The organism is Paenibacillus harenae, from assembly GCF_030812415.1.
Lineage (GTDB): Bacteria > Bacillota > Bacilli > Paenibacillales > Paenibacillaceae > Pristimantibacillus > Pristimantibacillus harenae_A.
Window position 1 is genome coordinate 1 of sequence record NZ_JAUSST010000010.1, and the last position, 21667, is coordinate 21667.

22 protein-coding genes and 4 riboswitches are annotated in these 21667 nt (G+C 51.8%); all 22 genes read right to left on the minus strand.

The features are described from left to right. Window positions 1-256: 256 nt before the first annotated feature. The 22 genes from J2T14_RS28440 to J2T14_RS28545 all read right to left on the minus strand — a co-directional run bounded on the left by J2T14_RS28440 (window position 257) and on the right by J2T14_RS28545 (window position 21666). A complete protein-coding gene (locus J2T14_RS28440; protein WP_307476431.1) occupies window positions 257-1063 on the minus strand; it encodes a transglutaminase domain-containing protein in 807 nt (268 codons plus the stop codon). 13 nt (window positions 1064-1076) lie between these two features. Then, window positions 1077-1155, minus strand: a riboswitch (cyclic di-GMP riboswitch). A 53-nt stretch (window positions 1156-1208) separates the two neighbouring features. Next, window positions 1209-1287, minus strand: a riboswitch (cyclic di-GMP riboswitch). Between the two features lie 53 nt (window positions 1288-1340). Beyond that, window positions 1341-1419: riboswitch (cyclic di-GMP riboswitch) on the minus strand. A gap of 186 nt (window positions 1420-1605) precedes the next feature. Further along, window positions 1606-2244: an LPXTG cell wall anchor domain-containing protein gene (locus tag J2T14_RS28445; RefSeq protein ID WP_307476433.1), complete on the minus strand. Its 639-nt coding sequence runs from the start codon at window positions 2242-2244 to the stop codon at window positions 1606-1608. 134 nt (window positions 2245-2378) lie between these two features. After that, on the minus strand, window positions 2379-2885 hold the full coding sequence (locus J2T14_RS28450) for a hypothetical protein (RefSeq protein ID WP_307476435.1): 507 nt from the start codon (window positions 2883-2885) through the stop codon (window positions 2379-2381). Window positions 2886-2952: 67 nt separating this feature from the next. Then, a riboswitch (cyclic di-GMP riboswitch) is annotated at window positions 2953-3048 on the minus strand. A 272-nt stretch (window positions 3049-3320) separates the two neighbouring features. Continuing rightward, a complete protein-coding gene (lysS, locus tag J2T14_RS28455) occupies window positions 3321-4841 on the minus strand; it encodes a lysine--tRNA ligase (protein WP_307476437.1) in 1521 nt (506 codons plus the stop codon). Between the two features lie 89 nt (window positions 4842-4930). Beyond that, complete coding sequence (greA, locus tag J2T14_RS28460; RefSeq protein ID WP_307207933.1) at window positions 4931-5407, minus strand: transcription elongation factor GreA; 477 nt, start codon at window positions 5405-5407, stop codon at window positions 4931-4933. Between the two features lie 340 nt (window positions 5408-5747). Next, on the minus strand, window positions 5748-6785 hold the full coding sequence (gene dusB / locus J2T14_RS28465) for a tRNA dihydrouridine synthase DusB (protein ID WP_307207934.1): 1038 nt from the start codon (window positions 6783-6785) through the stop codon (window positions 5748-5750). A gap of 61 nt (window positions 6786-6846) precedes the next feature. Next, window positions 6847-7059 carry a helix-turn-helix domain-containing protein gene (locus J2T14_RS28470; RefSeq protein WP_307207935.1) on the minus strand — a complete coding sequence of 71 codons (213 nt, stop codon included), beginning with the start codon at window positions 7057-7059 and terminating at the stop codon, window positions 6847-6849. Next, entirely contained in the window at window positions 7011-7565 is a 555-nt protein-coding gene (gene folK / locus J2T14_RS28475; RefSeq protein WP_307476550.1) for a 2-amino-4-hydroxy-6-hydroxymethyldihydropteridine diphosphokinase, read from the minus strand. The genes J2T14_RS28470 and folK overlap by 49 nt, the downstream gene beginning before the upstream one ends. Further along, window positions 7543-7929, minus strand: coding sequence for a dihydroneopterin aldolase (folB, locus tag J2T14_RS28480; RefSeq protein WP_307476439.1), 387 nt, complete (start codon window positions 7927-7929; stop codon window positions 7543-7545). Before folB ends, folK begins: the two co-directional genes overlap by 23 nt. A gap of 28 nt (window positions 7930-7957) precedes the next feature. Beyond that, window positions 7958-8815 (minus strand): dihydropteroate synthase, encoded by an 858-nt coding sequence (folP, locus tag J2T14_RS28485; protein ID WP_307207936.1) that lies wholly within the window; start codon window positions 8813-8815, stop codon window positions 7958-7960. Between the two features lie 19 nt (window positions 8816-8834). After that, window positions 8835-9731 (minus strand): aminodeoxychorismate lyase, encoded by an 897-nt coding sequence (gene pabC / locus J2T14_RS28490; protein WP_307476441.1) that lies wholly within the window; start codon window positions 9729-9731, stop codon window positions 8835-8837. Then, on the minus strand, window positions 9728-10309 hold the full coding sequence (gene pabA, locus J2T14_RS28495) for an aminodeoxychorismate/anthranilate synthase component II (protein WP_307476443.1): 582 nt from the start codon (window positions 10307-10309) through the stop codon (window positions 9728-9730). The genes pabC and pabA overlap by 4 nt, the downstream gene beginning before the upstream one ends. A 15-nt stretch (window positions 10310-10324) precedes the next feature. Continuing rightward, on the minus strand, window positions 10325-11899 hold the full coding sequence (locus J2T14_RS28500) for an anthranilate synthase component I family protein (RefSeq protein WP_307476445.1): 1575 nt from the start codon (window positions 11897-11899) through the stop codon (window positions 10325-10327). A gap of 168 nt (window positions 11900-12067) precedes the next feature. Then, entirely contained in the window at window positions 12068-13006 is a 939-nt protein-coding gene (cysK, locus tag J2T14_RS28505; RefSeq protein ID WP_307207941.1) for a cysteine synthase A, read from the minus strand. A gap of 160 nt (window positions 13007-13166) precedes the next feature. Further along, the gene (locus J2T14_RS28510; protein WP_307476447.1) at window positions 13167-14141 is read right to left on the minus strand and encodes a peptidylprolyl isomerase; all 975 of its coding nucleotides are present in this window, start codon (window positions 14139-14141) and stop codon (window positions 13167-13169) included. A 17-nt stretch (window positions 14142-14158) separates the two neighbouring features. Next, on the minus strand, window positions 14159-15064 hold the full coding sequence (gene hslO, locus J2T14_RS28515; protein ID WP_307476449.1) for an Hsp33 family molecular chaperone HslO: 906 nt from the start codon (window positions 15062-15064) through the stop codon (window positions 14159-14161). Continuing rightward, window positions 15061-15837: a type III pantothenate kinase gene (locus J2T14_RS28520; protein ID WP_307207945.1), complete on the minus strand. Its 777-nt coding sequence runs from the start codon at window positions 15835-15837 to the stop codon at window positions 15061-15063. The genes hslO and J2T14_RS28520 overlap by 4 nt, the downstream gene beginning before the upstream one ends. Continuing rightward, window positions 15834-16718, minus strand: a complete 885-nt coding sequence (gene nadC / locus J2T14_RS28525) for a carboxylating nicotinate-nucleotide diphosphorylase (protein ID WP_307476452.1) — start codon at window positions 16716-16718, stop codon at window positions 15834-15836. The genes J2T14_RS28520 and nadC overlap by 4 nt, the downstream gene beginning before the upstream one ends. Continuing rightward, window positions 16711-18324, minus strand: coding sequence for an L-aspartate oxidase (gene nadB / locus J2T14_RS28530; RefSeq protein WP_307476454.1), 1614 nt, complete (start codon window positions 18322-18324; stop codon window positions 16711-16713). The genes nadC and nadB overlap by 8 nt, the downstream gene beginning before the upstream one ends. A 40-nt stretch (window positions 18325-18364) precedes the next feature. Next, window positions 18365-19303, minus strand: coding sequence for a quinolinate synthase NadA (gene nadA, locus J2T14_RS28535; protein ID WP_307207948.1), 939 nt, complete (start codon window positions 19301-19303; stop codon window positions 18365-18367). Window positions 19304-19620: 317 nt separating this feature from the next. Next, entirely contained in the window at window positions 19621-20583 is a 963-nt protein-coding gene (locus J2T14_RS28540; RefSeq protein ID WP_307476456.1) for an ABC transporter permease, read from the minus strand. Next, window positions 20584-21666 (minus strand): ABC transporter permease, encoded by a 1083-nt coding sequence (locus tag J2T14_RS28545; RefSeq protein ID WP_307207950.1) that lies wholly within the window; start codon window positions 21664-21666, stop codon window positions 20584-20586. Window position 21667 lies beyond the last annotated feature (1 nt).

The window sequence follows — 21667 nt, forward strand, 5'->3', positions numbered from 1 at the left end:
CTTGCTCAAAAACATTTTATTGCTTTAGTAATGAAGCCGAAGCTTCATATACTGGCAGTTTCGCTCGTTGTTCAGTTTTCAAAGAACAATCATTTATCTTTCGTGTCGGCCGTATGTTTCAGCGGCGACTTAGATAATATATCACAGACGCCTATAGCATTGCAAGTACTTTTTTTATATAACTTTATCTAGTTTCTACTATAGAAGAACAAAGAAAAACACAGTGCCTAAGCACCGTGTCCGTTAGCTATTCATTCTAGTATTGTTTGGCTGCCGAATATTTCGAAGCGTCTTTAATGAGATCGAATTTCTTATTGCTTTTCTTGAGACCAGCGTCAACCGTCGTGTCGATAATAACCCATTTGCCGTTCAAGAACACTTCGTTCCAAGCGTGGTACACACTCACATACTCCGTGTCTCCCATCACAAGTTTTGTAGGAACGCCTACACTGCGAAGCATTGCAGCGAATAACGACGAGTAGCCATAGCAGATGTCTTTTTTCGTCGATAATGTTTTATCGATGCTTGGTAGGTAATCTGTCGAGATGTTAGCCGCTAGATCGTAATCATATTTGATGTTGCCGATGATATAGTCGTAAATAGCTTTAACTTTCTCATTGTCTGTTTTACTGTTTTTTGTTAGTTCTTTTGCTTTAATAATTGCTTGATTAGCATTTGTCCAAGCGACGTTTTGAACCGAGTTCAGATATACCACGCTGCTATTAGTAAGGTTCAGGTTAACCGTTTCCTTCTTAACTACTTTGTATTTGTTACCTTCTGTATTCTCAAGCACCGAAACGGTGTAATCGCCATTTCCAAGTTGCAATGGAAATTGTTCTACTTTTTTGGCAGCAGTCATGTTGTATGTATATTTGTAATCGCCTTTTACGATCATTACTTTTGTTTTGACATTGGCATTCACTTGGTATGCTACCGATACAACACCTTTATCCAAGTTACCTGTATTCAACCAATTTGTGCTTTCGCTTGCTTCTGCACTTGTCACATTTATCGATGCGATCATTACGAACGCGGCTACTAACATAAGAATGAACTTGCGCATGAATAAAACTCCCTTCGGTAGCTGGCTGCCATCATTCGGAAGGCCCTTTAGCTTTGCGTCCCTGCCTTTCGGTAGGTTTGCCGTTATCGTGTAAAGTTTCATGGGATTGCTTGTCCCTTATTATAAAACAAAAAAAGCTCTGTCATTCGGTAGCTGGCTGCCATCATTCGGAAGGCCCTTTAGCTTTGCGTCCCTACCTTTCGATAGGTTTGCCGTTATCGTGATTCGCTTCTTCAAAACTTGTCCTACTATGAAGTAAATAAAAAATGCCTTGTCTTTCGGTAGCTGGCTGCCATCATTAGTAAGGCCCTTTAGCTTTACGTCCCTACCTTTCGGTAAGTTTGCCGTTATCGTGACTAGCACTATGGTTCTATTGTACCATATGATTCTAGTAAATCAATACGATCTAGCAAATTGATAGATCAAAATTTTACAACCGAATACACATACTCGTCGACACCAATACAGTTCAATTTATGCGCCGACAAAAAAACGCCCTGATAACCATTCGGCTCGGCTGTCAGGGCATTTGCTAAATTATTTTATACTTTTGTTATCTTTTTCTTTCTGAACGAGAGCAGTCCAATCAGGAGCAAGCCAAGTCCTACCATATAAGTAGGCAGTGAGCTTGTATCTCCTGTTTTCGGAAGTGTAGCTAATGGTACTACAGTACCCGTAACAGATGCTTCTTTCCCACCAACAGCATCGATATCAGCTCCTACTGCACCTTGTGGAATCTCGTTGTTATCTTCAACAACAACTTCCTCTTCGTCACCAACTGCCGACCCTTGAGGTGTTTCGTCCTCGTCAACGACAACTTCTGTTTCAGGAGTTGCTGTTGGTTCATTAGTTGGTGTTGGTGTCGTTGTAGGCTCTTCAGTCACTTCCGGTGTTTCCGTAGGACTTGATGTCACTACTGGTGTAGGCTTCGGTGTTGCGGGCGTTTCTGTCGCCGGCGTTTCTGTTGCCGGTGTCTCTGTTACTGGCGGCCCCGGTGTTACGTCTGGTGTGGGCTCTGGTGTTGGGCTAGGAGTAGGCTCAATGACTGTCTTTTTCACAAAGAACTCGATTTCTCTAATTCTATCGGTTTGAGCAGTTGCAGATCCGGACTTGACTCCGTTTGAACCATAAGAAGTGGTTTCGGTTTTATTTTTACTTCCCGATTTCCAAGTAATCTTCACGCATACTACATCATGATTCAAAAGCTCAGTGTCATTTATTACATCCCAATTTACTGTTTTTTTGTTATTCTCGAGTTTACCGCTAACTACTTTGTTGCCGCTAGGTCCAACTTCAAAGGAGTTCGCGTTGTTACTTACGCTATATTTGTGCTTGAATCGTAATCTTCCGTACAGCCTGGAGCAGGCAACTCCTTGAAATAGATTTGTACGTAAGCTATTCTTTGATCGACAGAGTAATTTACCCACTGCCACTTGCCTTTCACTTTCTCCCATAGCGAATATTCATACTTAGGAGCTTGCAGACCTGTATCGCTTAGAGCGCCGCCATCATACTCATATGTATTATATTCAAGATTCGTTAAACCTTGAACTTTCACGCAAGTAATCGCATAGCCGTCTGCTGCTTCCCAGTTCAAGTTTACTTTGGAGTTATCGCGGCTGCCGCTAACGACGGCATCTCCATCATCTTGCAGTTCGAAATTGTTGTTTATAATGAAAACATGATCCACGTAGCCGCCACTGCAATTGCTCGTTGATCCACCGTTGCCTCCGTGAGCAAATACCGTTCCTGCCGTTCCGATCGTCAGAATAACGACTAGCTTGATTAATAATGCGGACTTTAACCACTTCTTCTTAATCATAATTACCCTCCTAATATGATATGTGATCCATGGCTTCTGATAAAATAAAAAGACCGCCATGACAGTTCATGGCGGTCGGACGATCATTGTATCAGATACATATCGATACGGTAGACTCCTGGCTTTGCGTCCCAGCCTTTCGGATGGTTTGCGATTTACATGAGATATTGTTGTTTTGTAATGATTTTGCATAAATATGTAACATTCGTGATTCGAAAGAGACCTATTTTATTACTGTTTCTATTAAACTGTCAACACTAGAATTTGCAATTTAAGGACATACATTTCACGGCGTTAAATGAATACGCATTCATCGGTTTGCTCAAAGTCATTTCATCATTTATTCCGTAGAGAAAAATAAAAAAAGCGCGGCCGCCAGACGGTTATTCACCATCAGCGCAACCGCGCTTTTATATATTTCCTTATCCCGTCCAGCTACTCGCCGGTACGCTGCTCTCTCATATGCGGGAACAACAGTACGTCGCGAATCGAAGGAGCGTCCGTCAACAGCATAATCAGACGGTCGATGCCGATGCCCAGACCGCCGGTAGGCGGCATGCCGTACTCAAGCGCGCGGATGAAGTCGTCATCCATCTCATGCGCCTCGTCGTTGCCGTGCTCTTTCTCTACGAGCTGCGCTTCGAACCGTTCGCGCTGGTCGATCGGATCGTTCAGCTCCGTAAAGGCGTTCGCATGCTCGCGAGCTACGATGAACAGCTCGAAACGATCCGTGAAGCGAGGATCGGCTTCGCTCTTCTTCGCCAGCGGGGAAATCGCAACCGGATGTCCGGTAACGAATGTCGGCTGAATGAGTGTATGTTCGCCGAATGTCTCAAAGAACGCATTCAAGATATGACCGAATGTCATGTGCGGATCAACCGGAACTTTATGCTCTTTAGCCAGACGATGGGCTTCCTCATCGCTCATCTCGACGCTGAAATCGACGCCGGTGATCTCCTTCACGAGATCGACCATCGAAACGCGGCGCCATTGCGGCGTCAGGTCGACTTCTTGGCCTTGATACATAATCTTCGTCGTGCCAAGCACCTCTTGCGCGATATGCGCAATCAGATTCTCGGTAAGAGCCATAATATCTTTGTAATCCGCATAAGCCTCGTACAGCTCGATCATCGTAAATTCAGGGTTGTGACGCGTCGAGATGCCTTCGTTACGGTATACGCGGCCGATCTCGTACACCTTCTCCAAGCCGCCAACGATAAGGCGCTTCAGATGAAGCTCGATCGCAATCCGCATATAAAGCTGCATATCGAGCGCGTTATGATGAGTAATGAAAGGTCGAGCCGCAGCGCCGCCTGCTATGGAATGCAACGTTGGCGTCTCCACCTCCAAGTAACCCCTCGAATCGAGATATCGACGCATCGATTGAATGATTTTGGACCGGGAAATGAACGTTTGTTGAACGTCAGGATTCACGATCAAGTCGACATAACGTTGACGGTAACGAAGCTCGACGTCCTTAAGGCCATGGTACTTGTCGGGCAGCGGCAGCAACGACTTCGTCAATACCTCAACATCTTGCGCTTTGACGGAAATCTCGCCTGTATTCGTCTTGAATACGACGCCGTGCACGCCGACAATATCACCAATATCGAGCAGATCGAAGGCAGCGAACTTATGCTCTTCGACCGTATCCTTGCGGACGTAGATTTGAATCTTGCCGCTTAAGTCCTGGATATGCGCGAAGCCCGCCTTGCCCATGCCGCGCTTCTGCATAATACGGCCTGCAATGCTGACTTTAACCGCATGGCCTTCCAGTTCTTCCTTTGTCGTCGCCTCATAGGCTACTATTATGTCTTTGGCATTATGAGTGCGCTCGAACTTCTTGCCGAATGGATCGACGCCTAAAGCGCGAAGCTCGTCTAGCTTGTCTCTGCGGATCTGCAGAAGCTCGCTTAGCTCCTGTTCCTGTCCCTGCCCGTTGTTCTCATGTTCCACTTTCGTTCATCTCCCTGATACGTTAGGGTAACCGATAACGCTCAAAAAGCTTCCGGCAAGGAAGCTTTCTAAACCATTTATCGCAAACCTTATTTTTTGATATCGATAATTTTATATTGAATGATTCCGGCTGGTACGTTCACTTCTACAACGGTGCCTTTTTTCTTGCCTAGAATCGCCTTGCCAACCGGACTTTCATTTGAAATCTTATTTTGGAGGGGATCGGATTCCGCAGTGCCTACAATCGCATATTCCATCGTATCGCCGAATTCCATATCTTCAACCGTTACAATCGAACCAATGCTCACCGTGTCGATATCGATCTCATCGTTATTGATAATCCGCGCATTGCGAAGCATCTTCTCAAGCGTAATAATACGGCCCTCGATAAATGCTTGCTCATTCTTCGCGTCCTCATATTCGGAGTTCTCGCTAATATCGCCATAACCGATTGCAACTTTAATCCGCTCAGCGACTTCGCGACGCTTGATCGACTTCAGGGTCTCTAGTTCCTCTTCAAGCTTCTTTAAGCCGTCCTGAGTCAGAATGATTTGCTTATCGTTCATCTATCTGATTCTCCCGTCGTGTGACTTATTTTCATACCGTGTATGAATTCACTGTTACCTAATATATTACGCTTCACTGCCATCATACCTTGGGGCGTTTCACTTTGAAGGAGTCTCTTGCGAGTCTCTTTGGATTATATTGCACGATTATATTTCAAAGTTACCCTCAATGTCAATCAAAGCCAAACGACCCCTTGAAACCGTTTCATCTAGGCGTGAATCCATACATTCCGTATCATGACGACATCTGTCGAACGATGTCGATGCGAGTGCCGCTGCCTCCAAAAACGAAGCACACTCCGACATCTCGCATCCCTATGAACGCCGACCGCCATTCCTATTAATGAATGATCTCTTCGGCTCCGGTAGGAGCGGAAGAATTACCGTTGCGTTCCTGTTCCGCTTCTTCCTCCAACGATCGAATATAATTTTCTAAAATCGCCACCATGCGATCCCGGCCCGTTTCTTCCATAATAACATCCTTCACGCGAGCACCGCCCGGCAAGCCCTTCAAATACCATGCGAGGTGTTTGCGCATCTCGCGGACGGCTACCGCTTCGTTCTTCAGCGCGATCAGCCGGTCCAGGTGCAGAATAGCGACCTCCAGCTTCTCGCGTGGAGCCGGATCTCCCAGCAGCTCGCCCGTTGCCAAGTACTGAATGGTACGATAGAGCATCCATGGATTGCCCAGCGCGCCGCGTCCGATCATAACGCCGTCGACGCCGGTGTGATCCAGCATCCTTCGTGCGTCCTCTGGCGAGAATACGTCGCCATTCCCAATTACGGGAATAGATACCGATTGTTTGACATCCTTTATGATGTCCCAATTCGCCTTGCCCGTATACAGCTGCTCCCGCGTGCGTCCATGTACGCTGACGGCCTTGCCGCCCGCGCGCTCAACCGCACGCGCGTTCTCGATTGCGTAGATATGCTCGTCATCCCAGCCAATACGCATCTTCACCGTCACCGGCTTCTTCACGGCGTCTACCACTGCGGATACCATCTCGTAGATTTTGTTCGGGTCAAGCAGCCACCTGGCGCCGGCGTCGCATTTCGTTACTTTCGGTACGGGGCATCCCATATTGATGTCGATAATGTCTGCATTCGTCTGCGTATCGACGACCTTCGCCGCTTCGACCAGCGATTCGCGGTCGCCTCCGAATATTTGCAAGCTAAGCGGTTTCTCGCGCTCGTCAACGAACAGCATCTCCATCGTTCGCTTATTTCCGTGCAGAATCGCCTTGTCGCTTACCATCTCCGCGCATACAAGTCCGGTTCCGAATTCCTTCGCAATTAATCGAAAAGCAGGGTTGCACACGCCTGCCATCGGCGCCAGCACGACCCTGTTCTTCATCTCGATGTCTCCGATTTTCAGCATGCCGCTCCTCACTCCTCCATATTATTATTTCATCCAAGCGTCTTAAGCTGACGCTAGCCTTTTATTCACGGTTATCCGACATTAATTCCTCGTAGTCAATCCCGAGCGTGCTGGCGATATGGCCAAGCAGCTTCGGGTCTGTCTTCCTTGTACCGCGCTCAAGCGAGCCTAATACGGCTACCGATACGCCAAGCACCTTGGCCAGCTCCTGCTGTGTATAACCCTTCAGCTTCCGAAAGGCTCTGACGCGCTGCGCCAATTGATTGTTTTCCATAACGTGATGCCTTCCTTTCCATCCCGAAGCGCGCTGCCGGCCGCTAATGCGACCACGCTCCGCAGCGTATGCGATAATACGATAACGTCGTTAAGCGGCACAAGCACGAATGACCGCTCCATCATGCGCGGATGCGGCAGTGTCAGCTCCTCTTGATCCATTCTGACATTATCGTATAGCAGAAGGTCGAGGTCAATGGTTCTCGGTCCCCAACGTACCTGCCTAACCCGTCCTAGCTGCAGCTCGTACTCGAGTAGCTTGCGAAGCAGCTCGATAGGGGCAAGCGATGTGCGAATCGCTATCGCCATGTTCAGGAATGCAGGCTGATCCGTAAATCCGACAGGATCCGTCTCATAAATGCCCGACACCCTGCGCACTTCAATGGCTGGATCGCGATCGAGCAGCTCGATAGCCTGCATTAGAAGCTGCTCCCGATCCCCCATATTCGATCCCAAAGCGACATACGCTTCGAATGACTGCCCGTCAGGCGGGAATCGCTCTTCCATCTGCATCCCGCTTTCTCCGCATCTCGATCGTTACCCCGTCAAAGTGAATATCAAACGGAGGATGCGGCTTTGTTACTCGAACCGTCACTTCATTTACCATAGTATAAGCTTCCAGAACCCGCGATGCAATGTGACCCGTTAAAGCCTCAATCAGCTTGAAAGGCGGGCCCTCTACAATCTGTTTCGCGAACGAATGGATCTCTGCATAGTTGACCGTAGCGTTCAAATCGTCGGTCTCGGCAGCCTGTCCAAGCTCCATATGCAGTACGATATCGACGTAAAATTGTTGGCCCAGCTTATTCTCTTCGGCAAAAACGCCGTGATACCCGTAGAAGCGCATTCCTTTGATCGCCATTAGATCCAACTCCGTCACTCCCTCATCGGCAAACGCCTTATTTCTTGATCTGTTGTAAAATAGCGTCCGTCATCAAAGCCGTCTGCTTCATCTCGCGAACGTCATGCACCCGGACGATATGGCTGCCCTGCGCGATTCCGAGCGCAACCGTCGCGGCTGTTCCGAAAGCAAGCTCCCAGGTCGGCAAGCTGAGCGTGTCGCGGATGAACCGTTTGCGCGACGTGCCGAGCAGCACCGGATAGCCCAGCGCCGACAGCTCGGACAAGCGGGCGAGCAGCTCGAGATTGTTCTCGTACGTCTTCGCGAAGCCGATGCCCGGATCAAGCCAAAGCTGACTCTCCGCGACGCCTGCAGCCCTCGCGATCTCGACGCTGCCGAGCAGATCAGCCAGCACGTCAGGTACGAAGTCATTGTAGTCCCGCGCATGGCGGTTATGATTAATAATAACGGGGCAGCCGAACTCTGCGGCTACAGCTGCCATCTCCGGATCGCCCTTCAAGCCCCATATATCATTAATGATATGAGCGCCGGCTTCCATCGCCTGACGCGCGGCAGCAGCCTTGTACGTGTCAATAGACAACGGTATATGCGGCAGTTCCTTGCGGACCGCCTGAATTACGGGAATAATGCGCCGCAGCTCCTCCTCCAGAGGAACGGGCTCGAAGCCTGGACGCGTCGACTCTCCCCCAATATCGAGAAGATCAGCGCCATCTTCCACCATCGCTGCCGCATGGGCTACAGCAGCTTCTACCTGCGTATATCGGCCGCCATCGGAGAAGGAATCCGGCGTCGCATTGAGAATGCCCATTATTAACGTACGCTTTCCAAGCTCCAGCCGAATGCCGCCATTCAACTCATACACCCAATGCCCGTGCTGTGTACCAATCCTGCTCATGCTGTCACTCTCCTAAGCCTTATTCAATTCCGACATGGCCAGATGCGTCCGCCTGGTAAAGCCCAAGCAAGCTTCTCGTCAGCTCACCCGCACAACCGTCGCTAATTTGTATAGCCATGCTTCTTCCGTTCTCGTTCCCAGACAGCGCCGAAATCGGAATAAGCTCCTGAATGGAGTTGGTCATCCAGATTTCATCGGCCCGTACAAGCTCTTCCCATGTAAAATGTCCTTCTTGCACCGGATGCCCCGCTTCCCGCGCAAGCTCTATTACGCGCCCGCGCGTCACGCCGGGCAATATGCCCGTATCGATGGATGGCGTGTATAACACGCCATCCTTCACGTAGAACAGATTGCTTACGATGCCTTCCGCAAGCCAGCCTTCCTTCGTCAGCATAAGTCCCTCCGCCCCTGCCGGAGGCGACGAGGCAAGCAGCTCGCGCTTCGCAATCATATTATTCATATAATGGAGAGATTTGAATCTAACTTCTCCTTCCGGCGTATTCCGCCGCGTCTGCAGCAGCCTTAGCTCTCTTCCCTGCATAGGAGCCGATTTATCGACCGGGGGCAGCGACTTCACAAGAAGCAGCTCGGTTGGTCGCTCATAATCGCCCGTAGGCAGACCGAGCTCGCCTTCGCCCGCGCTGACAGTCAATCGAACATAGCCGTCCGACAAGCCGTTCGCGGCCAGCAGCTCCGTCACCTGCTCGGTAATCCGCTTCTGCTCTCCGCGGTATTGAATGCCTAACTGATCGCAGCCAGCCTGCAGCCGCCCAAGATGCCGGTCAAGCAGATACGGAAGCCCGCCATATGTACGGAACGTCTCGAACAAGCCCAGACCGTACAAAAAACCGTGATCGTAGACCGAGATCACGGCTTCGCTTGCTTCCTTGACAGAGCCGTTCAAACCTACTTTCATCGCGCGGCTCCGGTTTTATTTTGCAAGAAATTACGTAGCATCGTCAGGCCATGTTCCGTTATGATCGATTCTGGGTGGAATTGAACGCCCTCGATCGCGTACTCCTTATGACGAAGACCCATAATCTCGCCTTCATCGGTTTCCGCCGTAATCTCCAGACAGTCGGGCAGCGTCTCGCGACGAACGATAAGCGAATGGTAGCGTGTCGCGGTGAAAGGCGATGGCATGCCTTCAAAGATCGACTTGCTGTTATGGAAGATTTGCGACGTCTTGCCGTGCATCAGCTTCTCGGCGCGGACAACATCGCCTCCGAACGCTTGTCCGATCGATTGGTGGCCGAGGCATACGCCGAAGATCGGAATAACCCCTTTAAAGTGCTCGATGAGCGACAAACTGATTCCCGCTTCGTTGGGCGAGCAAGGGCCGGGCGAGATCAGAATATGATCCGGCTTAAGCTCTTCGATGCCCGCGAGGTCGATCTCGTCATTTCTTTTGACAATAATGTCTTCGCCAAGGTGGCCCAGATACTGAACTAGGTTGTACGTAAAGGAATCATAATTATCGATTACAAGGATCATCGTCAGGCTCCCCTCTTATCCGTTATTGGCGCCGGCCAACTGTTCGCTGTACTGAACGGCCTTCCATAACGCCTTTGCTTTGCTCAGAGATTCATAATATTCGCGTTCCGGATTCGAATCGATCACGATGCCGGCTCCCGCTTGTATATGAGCGACGCCATCCGTTACGGCCATCGTTCTAATAATAATATTAAATTCCATATCGCCGTTATAGTCAATCCAGCCGAGCGATCCCGTATACGGACCTCTCCGTACCGGCTCGAGCTCCTCGATAATCTCCATCGTCCGGATCTTAGGCGCGCCTGTAATCGTGCCTCCCGGGAACGTAGCTGCAATGACGTCATACGCATCCTTGCCTGCGGCAAGCGTTCCTTCGACTTGCGATACGAGATGCATCACATGCGAATAATGCTCGATGACCATCAGTTCCTTCACCTCAACGGTCCCGTACGCCGATATGCGGCCGAGATCGTTGCGTTCCAGATCGACGAGCATAATATGTTCGGCCCGCTCCTTCTCGCTTGCGATCAGCTCTTCCGCAAGCTGGCGATCCTCTTCTTCGGTCCGCCCTCTGCGTCTCGTTCCGGCAATCGGCCTCGTAGCCAGCCTGCCGTCCCGAAGCTCGACGAGCAGCTCCGGCGAAGCCGATACGAGCTGGAAGTCAGGGCAGCGCAGGAAGCCCATATACGGCGACGGGTTGAAAAGTCTGAGCCATTCGTACAGCTCTTCCGGCGACGTATGGATCGCACGGCTCTGACGCTGCGACAGGTTGACCTGAAACACATCGCCTTGGCCGATATAGTTGCGAATCGACTCTACGGCATCCATATATGCCTGCTTCTTGAACGGCGAGCTTATATCGTTCATCGCTTCAATGTCGATTTGCAGACGATCCGCTTCCGTGAGCTTAAGCCGCTTCTCCCTAAGCGCCTCTGCCCTGCGGCAAGCTTTCTCTTCCTCGAACCACGTCAGCCAGTAGTCCGTCATCCCTTCCGCGCGCGACAGCGCACGATCATAGGCTGCATGCAGCTGCTGTTCATCGGCGTTCGGATCAATCGGCATATGGACGGCACAATAGACGACGGAGCGCTCATGATCGATAATCCATAGCTCATTCATTCGCATGAACAAGTAATCCGGCAATCCCAGATCATCGTCCGCAAGCTCCGGAAGACGTTCTATTGAGCGTATAACATCATAGCTCCAATAGCCGACGCAGCCGCCGATCCATTTGGGTCCGTCAGCCAGACGCGGCCCGACTGCGCCCGCCATCCATTCCCTCATGACCTCAAGAGGCTTGCCTTGCCACTTCCTGCGGCTCTGCTCCTCCAGCGATTCGTAGGAAACCGATTCGGCCGAGAGGCCCTTGCCCCGAATAATCGCATCCGGATGCAAGCCTAAGTACGTATACTTGCCATCCTTGCCGCTCTCCAGCACGACAGCGTACGGCGAGGCGTCCTGCCATGCTTCTTCCCATGAAGTGACGAGTCCGCCGCCTTGGTCCTGAATCGGCAATTCCTTAAGCAACGGAAGCGTCGTATATTTCCGCTCGGCGTGCCACCGGACCCATTGCTTCCTATCGGTGACCATCACCCTCAACCCCCGTTCGTCTTACTTATTTTGCCTAGTATACAGAATAGCGAGGCAAAAGAAAAGGGCGAACCCATCCTCTTTCATGACCCGGCGCTGCGCGAAATGGAGAAAGCCTCCCACTCCGAGGAATGGAAGGCTTGGATATGAAGCTATCGTTATTGTTGATTAGTTGTCGAAGTTGAAAAGCGGCGTGCTGAGGTAACGTTCGCCGTTACTTGGAACAATCGCTACAACGCGTTTGCCTTTGCCAAGCTCTTTGGCCACTTGAAGCGCTGCGTAGATAGCTGCGCCCGAAGAAATACCGCACAGAATGCCTTCTTCTTTCGCTGCACGACGCGCGTACTCGAATGCATCCTCGTTCTCGATCGTAATAACGCCGTCATAGATCTCGCGGTTCAAGATGTCAGGCACGAAGTTAGCGCCGATCCCTTGGATCTTGTGAGGGCCTGGCTTGCCGCCGGAGAGCAACGGGGAAGCCGCAGGCTCAACCGCGTAGATCTTGATGCCGTCGAAGTTCTTCTTCAATACTTCGCCGGCGCCAGAGATCGTACCGCCGGTGCCGATACCCGCGATGAAAGCGTCCAGCTTGCCGTCAAGCGAGTTGATCGCTTCAACGATCTCAGGACCAGTCGTCTCGCGGTGAATCTTCACGTTCGCCTGGTTCTTGAATTGTTGCGGCAGGAAGTACGAAGGGTTCTCTTGCGCAAGCTCTTCCGCTTTGCGAACCGCACCGTTCATGCCTTCGGATCCTGGCGTCAGAACAAGCTCCGCACCGTAAGCGCGAAGCAGGTTGCGACGCTCAAGGCTCATCGTTTCGGGCATAACAAGAATAGCCTTATAGCCTTTCGCCGCTGCGACAAGTGCAAGCCCGATGCCTGTATTGCCGCTTGTAGGTTCAATAATCGTATCGCCAGGCTTAAGCACGCCCTCTGCTTCGGCAACCTCGATCATGCTGATTGCAATACGGTCCTTCACGCTTGCGCCTGGATTTTGGTACTCCAGCTTCACGTAGATTTCTGCGCTATCTTCGGGTACGAGACGGTTCAAACGGACAAGCGGTGTATCCCCGATTAGATCTGTAACACTATTCACGATTCTAGCCATGGAAATGAATGCCTCCCTATTCCGACTAAATTAGTAGGTTATTAACTAATAACATCTTATCAATGTCTTGCATCCGTTGTCAATAGCGACTTCTCTATATTTTGACCGATTCCGCTGCTATATTCTAATCCCGCTATTCATTATGCAGTAAGGCGAGATCCTACTCGTTTTTGACCGCATTATACTTGGCAAGCAGCATGTCCTCTTGCTCATTCATCGGACCGGCTTGTTCCAGTGCAAGCTGCTTGCGAACCGCGTCCTTCAGCCGGTCTTCGGTCATGCTCGTTGTCATTCTGCGCTCCGCCAGCCGAATAATCGCGAACCCGCCGTCCACGGCAATCGGTCCTGCCATTTCGGCAATTTGCAGACGGCTTGCCGTATCCATCATCTCGCTGTCATAGAACGGGTCGTCCGCATCAATGAGCCCGAGATCGCCGCCGTATTCCGCCGTAAAAGAATCCTGCGAGTACGTGCGTGCCAGCATCGCGAAATCTTCCCCTTCGATCAGCTTCTCCAGCACGTCGTCAGCTTGCTGCTCGGTCTCCGTCAATATCCATTGAAGATGCAGTTGCTCTCTCGGCTTGAACTCATCCTGATGCTCGGCAATATACTGCTCAACCTCGTTATCGTCGATATCGATACTGCGAACGACAATTTTCTCAAACAAAAGGCGATAGCGGACATCCAGCAGCAGCCGCTCCTTCGACAACCCGAGCTGCTCTTGCATCACTCTGTAAAATTCCGCTTCACTCTCGTAGCCTTCGGCCATCGCTTCCAGCTCGCGAGTCTGCTCCTGCGGCGATACGGATAAATTCGACTTGGCAGCCTCAAGCTCGATCGCTTTGCGGAGCATCATGTCCCGAAGAACATCCTCGCCGTACTGCCTATGCAGTTCGGCTTGCAGCTCCGCCATCGTAATCGGCTCTCCGCCCACTCTGGCAACGATCTGCCCTTTGTCCGGGGAATGATTGCCGTCCTTTTCTCCTACGCCTTCCGACTCTTCATTGCCCTGCGCTCCGTCACCTATTAGCGGCTGCTGCCATGGCCACACTTTGACGACGACAACAACGGCAAGTACAACCATACATACGGCTTGAAGGATGACAACGGCCTTCAGCACCTCGTATTTCTTCATTCCCCTAATGCCTCCGGTTATTGGATCGGCTTCGGTTTCGCTTGATCGAGCAGTTGTTCCAGCTTATCCCGTTCGAAGGTATACGCCTCGTTGCAAAAATGGCAAACGACTTCCGCTTTTCCGTCTTCTTCAATGATTTCTTGCAATTGCGCCGCGCCAAGGCTAATCAGGGTGCGCTCCATACGCTCCACCGAGCATGGACAATGGAATTCAATTTCCAACGTATCGTGAATGGTTAGTTCGTCCTGGCCGACAAGCCTATGCAGCACGTCTTCGGGGGTCGCACCTTGCGCTAGCAGCGAAGTAAGCTGAGGCATGGCGCCTAGCGCCTGCTCCAATCTTGTAATATCCGCGTCTTCGATGCCCGGCAGCAGTTGAATAATGTAGCCCCCGGCTTGCAAAACGGAATTATCCTCATCCACCAATACGCCAAGGCCTACGGCCGTGTTCGTCTGCTCCGATACCGCGAAGTAGTAAGTAAAGTCTTCGCCCAGCTCGCCGGATACAATCGGCACTCTTCCGATATAAGGCTCTTTCAGACCTAGATCCTTAATCACGTGTATATATCCCTCGCGGCCTACCGCGCCTGCCACGTCCAGTTTCCCAAGCGCATTGCTCGGCAGCTGTACCTGCGGATTGTCCACATAACCGCGAACCTGCCCTTTCGCATTGGCATCGACGACGATCTGTCCGATCGGGCCGTCGCCTTTGACCTGAATGGTCAGCCTCTCTTCACCCTTGAGCATCGCGCCCATCATCGCGCCCGCCGTGAGTGTCCGGCCAAGCGCTGCTGTCGTCGTCGGATACGTCATATGACGTCTGCGCAGCTCATCTACAAGCTGAGTCGTGCGCACCGCGAACACGCGAAGCTTCCCATCCCAAGCCATACCGCGTACCAGTACATCCCTCATCAGCTCATTCATGATTGTCCCTCCTGATTGCGTTCATATATAATACGCAGCCCCTCAAGCGTTAGAAGCGGATCGACCTTTTCGATCGTCTCCGATTCGGCAGCGATCAGCTCGGCTAAGCCGCCGGTCGCCACTACGCGAGGAGATACGCCGAATTCCTTGCGGATGCGATTCACGATACCGTCAACTTGCCCGGCATAGCCGAAGATAATTCCCGCCTGCATCGACGTTACCGGATTGCGTCCAATGACGCTTCGAGGTCTCACCAGCTCGATCCTCGGCAGCTTCGCGGCGCGTTGATACAGCGCTTCGGTCGAGATGCCGATGCCCGGTACAATCGCGCCGCCTAAGTAATTGCCCGCTTCGTCGATATAATCGAATGTCGTTGCCGTTCCGAAGTCCACGACGATGAGCGGCGTGCCATACTTCTCGATGCCCGCTACGGAATTGACGATACGGTCGGCACCGACCTCGCGCGGATTCTCATAACGAATGTTCAGACCGGTCTTCACGCCGGGTCCAACAACGACTGGCGTCTTGCGCAAATATTTCAGACAAAGCTGTTCCAGCGTCCGCATAAGCGGCGGAACAACCGACGAAATAATGACGCCGTCCATCTGATCCAGCTTTACGCCAGCGAATTGAAACAGATTGTGTATATTAATGCCGTACTCATCGACCGTAGCCGACCTGTTCGTACTGAGCCGCCAATGATGAAGCAGCTCCTTGCCCTTGTATATGCCGAGTACGATATTCGTATTTCCTACATCGATGACGAGAATCAACGCCGCTCGCCGCCCTTCTTCTCATTCAGATCCAGACTAATGTCCAGCGCCTGGAACGAATACGTAAGTCCGCCAACCGAGATCACATCGACGCCGCAGGCCGCCATGCCATGAACGGTATCGAGCGTCACGCCGCCGGATGCCTCCACGATAACATGCGGGGACGTCGCTTTAATATGGGCAACCGCCTCCATCATTCGCTCATTCGGCATATTGTCCAGCATGATGATGTCCGCCCCGCAATCCAGCGCCTCTTGCACCTGCTCCAGCGACTCGGTCTCCACTTCAATCTTCATCGTATGCGGGATTTGCCTGCGTGCGCCTTCAACCGCTGCGCGAATGCCTCCCGCGCCTTTGATATGATTGTCTTTAATCATCACCGCGTCATATAGACCAAAGCGATGGTTCGAGCCGCCGCCCACTCTGACCGCATACTTCTCCAGCATCCGGTGGCCGGGCGTTGTTTTGCGCGTATCGACAAGTCTTACCGGCAAGCCGGCAAGCGCCTCGACGAACTTAGCCGTTTTCGTTGCGATGCCCGATAGGCGCTGCATCAGGTTCAGCGCGAGCCTCTCTCCCGTTAGAAGGCTATGAGTGCTGCCCTCTACAATCGCGATGATCTTGCCCTTCTCCACTCGCTCGCCATCCTCTGCCATCGCATGGAAGTTAAGCGATGGATCTACAACCTCGAATACGAGCCGGGCGATCTGAAGACCTGCGATAATGCCGCTCTCCTTCATATGGATAACAGCCTTCGACTGCGAGCCGCGAGGTATCGTCGTCTCTGTCGTAATATCTCCGCTGCCTATATCCTCTGCAAGCCAATCGCGAATCTGATCGCGCATTGCCGTATCATACCCGCCCGCTGTCCACTCAAACATCTTCAATACGCTCCTCCGTAATACCGTATAAACGGTGCAACACCGTATGCTTGCGCCAGTTCTGATCGTCGCGGTACGGGTAATCCTCGCGGTAATGCCCGCCGCGGCTTTCTTGCCTCTGCAGCGCCGATTCCGTCGTCAGAAGCGCGCATGTGAGCAGATTCGCGAACTCGAATTCCTCCGTTTTCGTTAACACGGATTGATAGATCGGAAGCTGGCGCTTCAGCTCCTCGAGACCTTTCTCAAGACCTTTGGCATCGCGCCGCAAGCCGGCATATCTCACCATAATCTTCTGCAGCTTCAGCCGTTTCTCTACGATCGCCTGCATCGGCGCGCTGACGCGCCCAAGCTCATCCTCGATAATAGGAACAACATCGTTCGGCGACAGCTCGTTAATTCGCTTCACGATACGACGGCCGAACACGATGGCTTCCGACAGCGAGTTGCTGGCCAAGCGGTTCGCGCCATGCACGCCCGTCGAGGACACTTCGCCGCAGGCGAAGAGCCGCTTTATATTTGTTTCCCCATTTAGATCGGTTTTGACTCCGCCCATCATATAATGCATCGCGGGAGCGACCGGAATCCAATCGGATGTGAGGTCGAGACCGTATCTCAAGCAATATTCATATATAGTAGGAAAACGATGCTTCACCATTTCCGGCGATTCATGCGTAATATCTATGTAGACGAAAGTCGACTTCGTCTCCTCCATCTCGCTGACGATTGCTCTGGCCACTATATCGCGCGGGGCAAGCTCCAGTTGCTCATGATAATGCTCCATGAAACGTTCGCCTTTAATGTTGCGCAAATAAGCCCCTTCGCCTCGGACCGCTTCCGAGATAAGGAAGCGCGGTGCACCCGGATAGCAGAGCGAGGTTGGATGGAACTGAATGAATTCGACGTCTTGAATGTAAGCGCCTGCGCGATAAGCCATTGCGATACCGTCGCCAGTCGCAACTTCAGGATTCGTCGTATAACGATACAATTGGCCGGCGCCGCCAGAGCTCAATATAACCGCTTTGCCCCGCACGAACACTCTCTGTCCGCTTGGCTTCTGTACGATCGCACCGCAGCATACGCCATCTTGCGTCACAAGGTCGATCACGAAGTGATCGTCCCATACTTCAATTTTCGGATTGTTGACTGCGTTCTCCGACAAAGCTCGAACGATTTCATAGCCGGTCGCATCTCCGTTGGCATGCAAAATACGACGCTGACTGTGAGCGCCTTCCTTCGTAAGCGCGAACTCCCCATTCTCCACGTCGAACTGCGTTCCCATTGAGATGAGACTGCGCACGCCTTTGGGCCCTTCATGAACGAGGACATCCACCGCTTCCCGCGAGCACAGGCCGGCACCGGCTACTAACGTGTCCTGCAGATGATAGGCGGGCGAATCCTCGTCCGATATAACTGCGGCAATGCCTCCCTGCGCGTAACGGGTATTGCTGTCGAGCAGCGACTTTTTCGTAATCATCAATACCGAGTTGTTCTCGCTAGACCGTATAGCGGTAAAAAGACCGGCAATGCCGGCCCCAATAACGATGACATCCTTTTCTACAACAGGCAGCTCATCCAGCTGCACATCAACCAAGTATCTAGGAATCATGATGACGCTCCTTCAAATTTGAGCATGGGTGAAGCGCATGCTACTTCACCAGCAGCATGCGCTCCAAGGACAAACGGGCTTGATCCGCGATATGCGGCGGTACGTAGATCTGAGGCTGCATCGTCTCCAGCGCTTTGACGAGCTTCTTCAAATTGTTGACCTTCATGTTCGGGCAAACCAAATATTTAGATGCAAAATGGAATGTTTTGCCCGGGCTATCCAGACGAAGCTGATATCCCGTTCCGTCTTCCGTGCCAACAATGAACTCTTGACAATCCGATTCTTTGCAGTATTTAATGATTGCGGTTGTACTTCCGACGAAATCGCCAAGCTCCACGACTTCCGGGCGGCATTCCGGGTGAACGACGAACTGGGCGTTCGGATACTTCGCCTTCATCTCTTCAACATCCTTAACGGTAAGCATGTCATGGGTGTTGCAGTAGCCTTCCCAAATGATCATCTTTTTGTCCGTGTTCTGTTGCACGTAGTGACCAAGGTTTTTGTCCGGTACCCAAATGACTTCGTCTCCCTCAACCGAGTTGACGACCTTCACCGCATTCGCCGACGTACAGCAAATGTCCGTCTCCGCCTTGATCTCGGCCGACGAGTTGATGTACGTAACGACCTTCGCGTTCGGATGCTGGGCCTTCAGCTTGCGCAATCCGTCCACGTTAACCATGTCCGCCATCGGGCAGCCTGCACGTTCATCGGGAATGATGACCGTCTTGTTAGGAGCAAGAATCTTCGCGCTTTCTCCCATAAAATGAACCCCGCAAAATACGATGACTTCCGCATCGGTTTGCGCGGCCTTCTGTGCGAGCAGGAACGAATCGCCACGGAAATCGGCTACTTCCTGAATTTCGTCGCGCTGATAGTAATGAGCCAAAATAATGGCGTTACGTTCTTTCTTTAATTGCAACAGCCTCTCGCGCAGTTCCCGGTTTTGTTCCGCCTTGCGTTCCAGCGCTAATGCTTCCACAGTGGATCCTCTCCTCTTATGAGGGATGGGCGTCGATTCCCATTCCGATATGCGGCAAATGCTACTTTGTGAATTGATGCACAAACTTAGAAAGTCGCTTGCCTATAGTTTAAACCAAAAGGGATAAATTCATTTGATTAAGATTTAATTTACACTTGGTAAATGGCTCTGTCAATGCGTAAACGCCTTTTTATAGAACCATTTTTGAAATTATTCCAAATAAGTGCGGAAACGATGGAAAGAAGCCTATAAATAGCAAAAAGCTGCCCCTAAGAACACTTAGGGAACAGCCCTTCAACGATCGAATTGAGGATCAATTAACGTCTTGCCGGATCGTAAGGTTCGCCGAGCGCCGCAGGGGCATTCGAACGTCCGATGCCTCCGGCGAGAACGACAAGCGTCAGCACGTATGGCAGCATGTAGTAAAATTCGGCCGGAATTTGCTTCGAGAATTCGAATAGCTGAGCGAAATTGCGCAGCGCCTGCGCAAAGCCGAAGAACATCGCCGCTCCTACGACGCCAAGCGGATTCCACTTGCCGAATATAAGCGCCGCCAGGGCGATGAAACCTTGACCGGAAATCGTATTGTGGGCGAAGCTGCTTGTCGTCGTAAGCGTAATCGTCGCCCCGCCAAGCCCCGCTAATGCGCCGCTTAACATTACGCCGATGTAGCGATACTTCGTCACGTTGATGCCGACCGTATCGGCAGAGCTTGGATGCTCGCCCACCGCGCGAAGACGCAGGCCAAACGGCGTACGGAACAGCACGAAATAGCTGATGCCCGCAAGGATGAGAGCAATATAAGTCGTCGGATACGAATTAAACAAGCCGTTGCCGATGATCGGAATGGACGATAGTCCTGGAATCGCCCACTTCTGGAATACGAAGTCCAGCATCGTCGTCTGTCCCGAGTCATTGTACAAGCTTCTAGTCAAATAGATGGCAAGGCCAAGTGCCAAGATGTTGATTACGACGCCGACGACCGTCTGGTCGGAGCGGAACGTTATGGTAGCAACGGCGTGCAAGAGCGAAAAAATTACTCCGTATATTGCCGCCGCCATAAGCCCAATCCATGGAGCGGATTGTTCCAATCCCGCCTGTATCGCATAATCGGTAACGACAGCTGCCGCGAATGCGCCAGACACCATAAGACCTTCAAGTCCGATATTAACGACGCCGGACCGTTCGGAGAACAAGCCGCCGAGTGCGGCGAAGATAAGCGCAGTCGAGAACACGAGCGTAATGTTGAGCAGCTGCCCCAGTACTTCAATAACGTTCATCTACACCGCCTCCTTCCGTTTTTCCGCGCGCTTGCTCAGGAAAGGCTTCAAGAAAAACTTCACGATGCCATGCGAAGCAACGAAGAAGATAACCGAACCGATCACGATCCGTACGATTTCCTGCGGCACGTCCGCGCCAAAGTTCATGCCGGCGGAGCCGTAGGACAAACCTCCGAACAAGATGGCGCCAAGCAGTACGCCTACCGGTGTATTACCGCCAAGCAGAGCAACAGCGATGCCGTCGAAGCCATAGCCCCATGTGGCGGCCATAACCGTCTGGTACCCGAAGACGCCCAATATTTCGAACACGCCGCCAAGACCGGCGAAGATGCCGCTAATGAACATCGACTTCACCAATGTGCCCTTGACGTTCATGCCGGCATATAGCGCCGCGTCAGGATTATGCCCGACAGCGCGAAGTTCAAAACCTTGCTTCGTCCGCCATAACAGCACATAGAACACGACCACGCAAATAATCGCAACAAAAGTGCCCCAGTGCATACGGGCGTTCCCCATCAGCCCGACGAGCCAATCCATCGACAACCTGGCTGAGTCATGCACGTCAGGTGTCTTCTGCTGGCCTTGCTGCACCAGAAACTTCGCCACGATAAAATTCGAGAGAAACAGAGCGATCCAGTTCAGCATAATCGACGATATAACTTCGTTCACGCCGCGCTTCGCTTTCAGATAACCGGCAATGCCCGCCCAGATGCCGCCGAACAAAGCACCCGTAATGACGGCAAGCGGAGCATGAAGATACCAAGGCAATTCCAGACCAACGCCGACGAGCGTCGCGCCGGTCATGCCCATCATGAATTGTCCTTCAACACCGATATTGAATAAGCCGGTCCGGAAGGCGAACGCAACGGCAAGCCCCGTAAAGATAAGCGGCGTAATTGCGCGAATCGCCTCACCGATATCGTACGGACTGCCGAATAACATCTGAACAAGAGAGGTATACGCCAATATCGGATCATAGCCGCCCGCAAGCATCACAATCGCTCCGAATAATAAGCCAAGCACGATAGCGGCAAGCGGAATACCGACCGATGATTTGACGAAAATCTTTTTGAATGTGTCCACT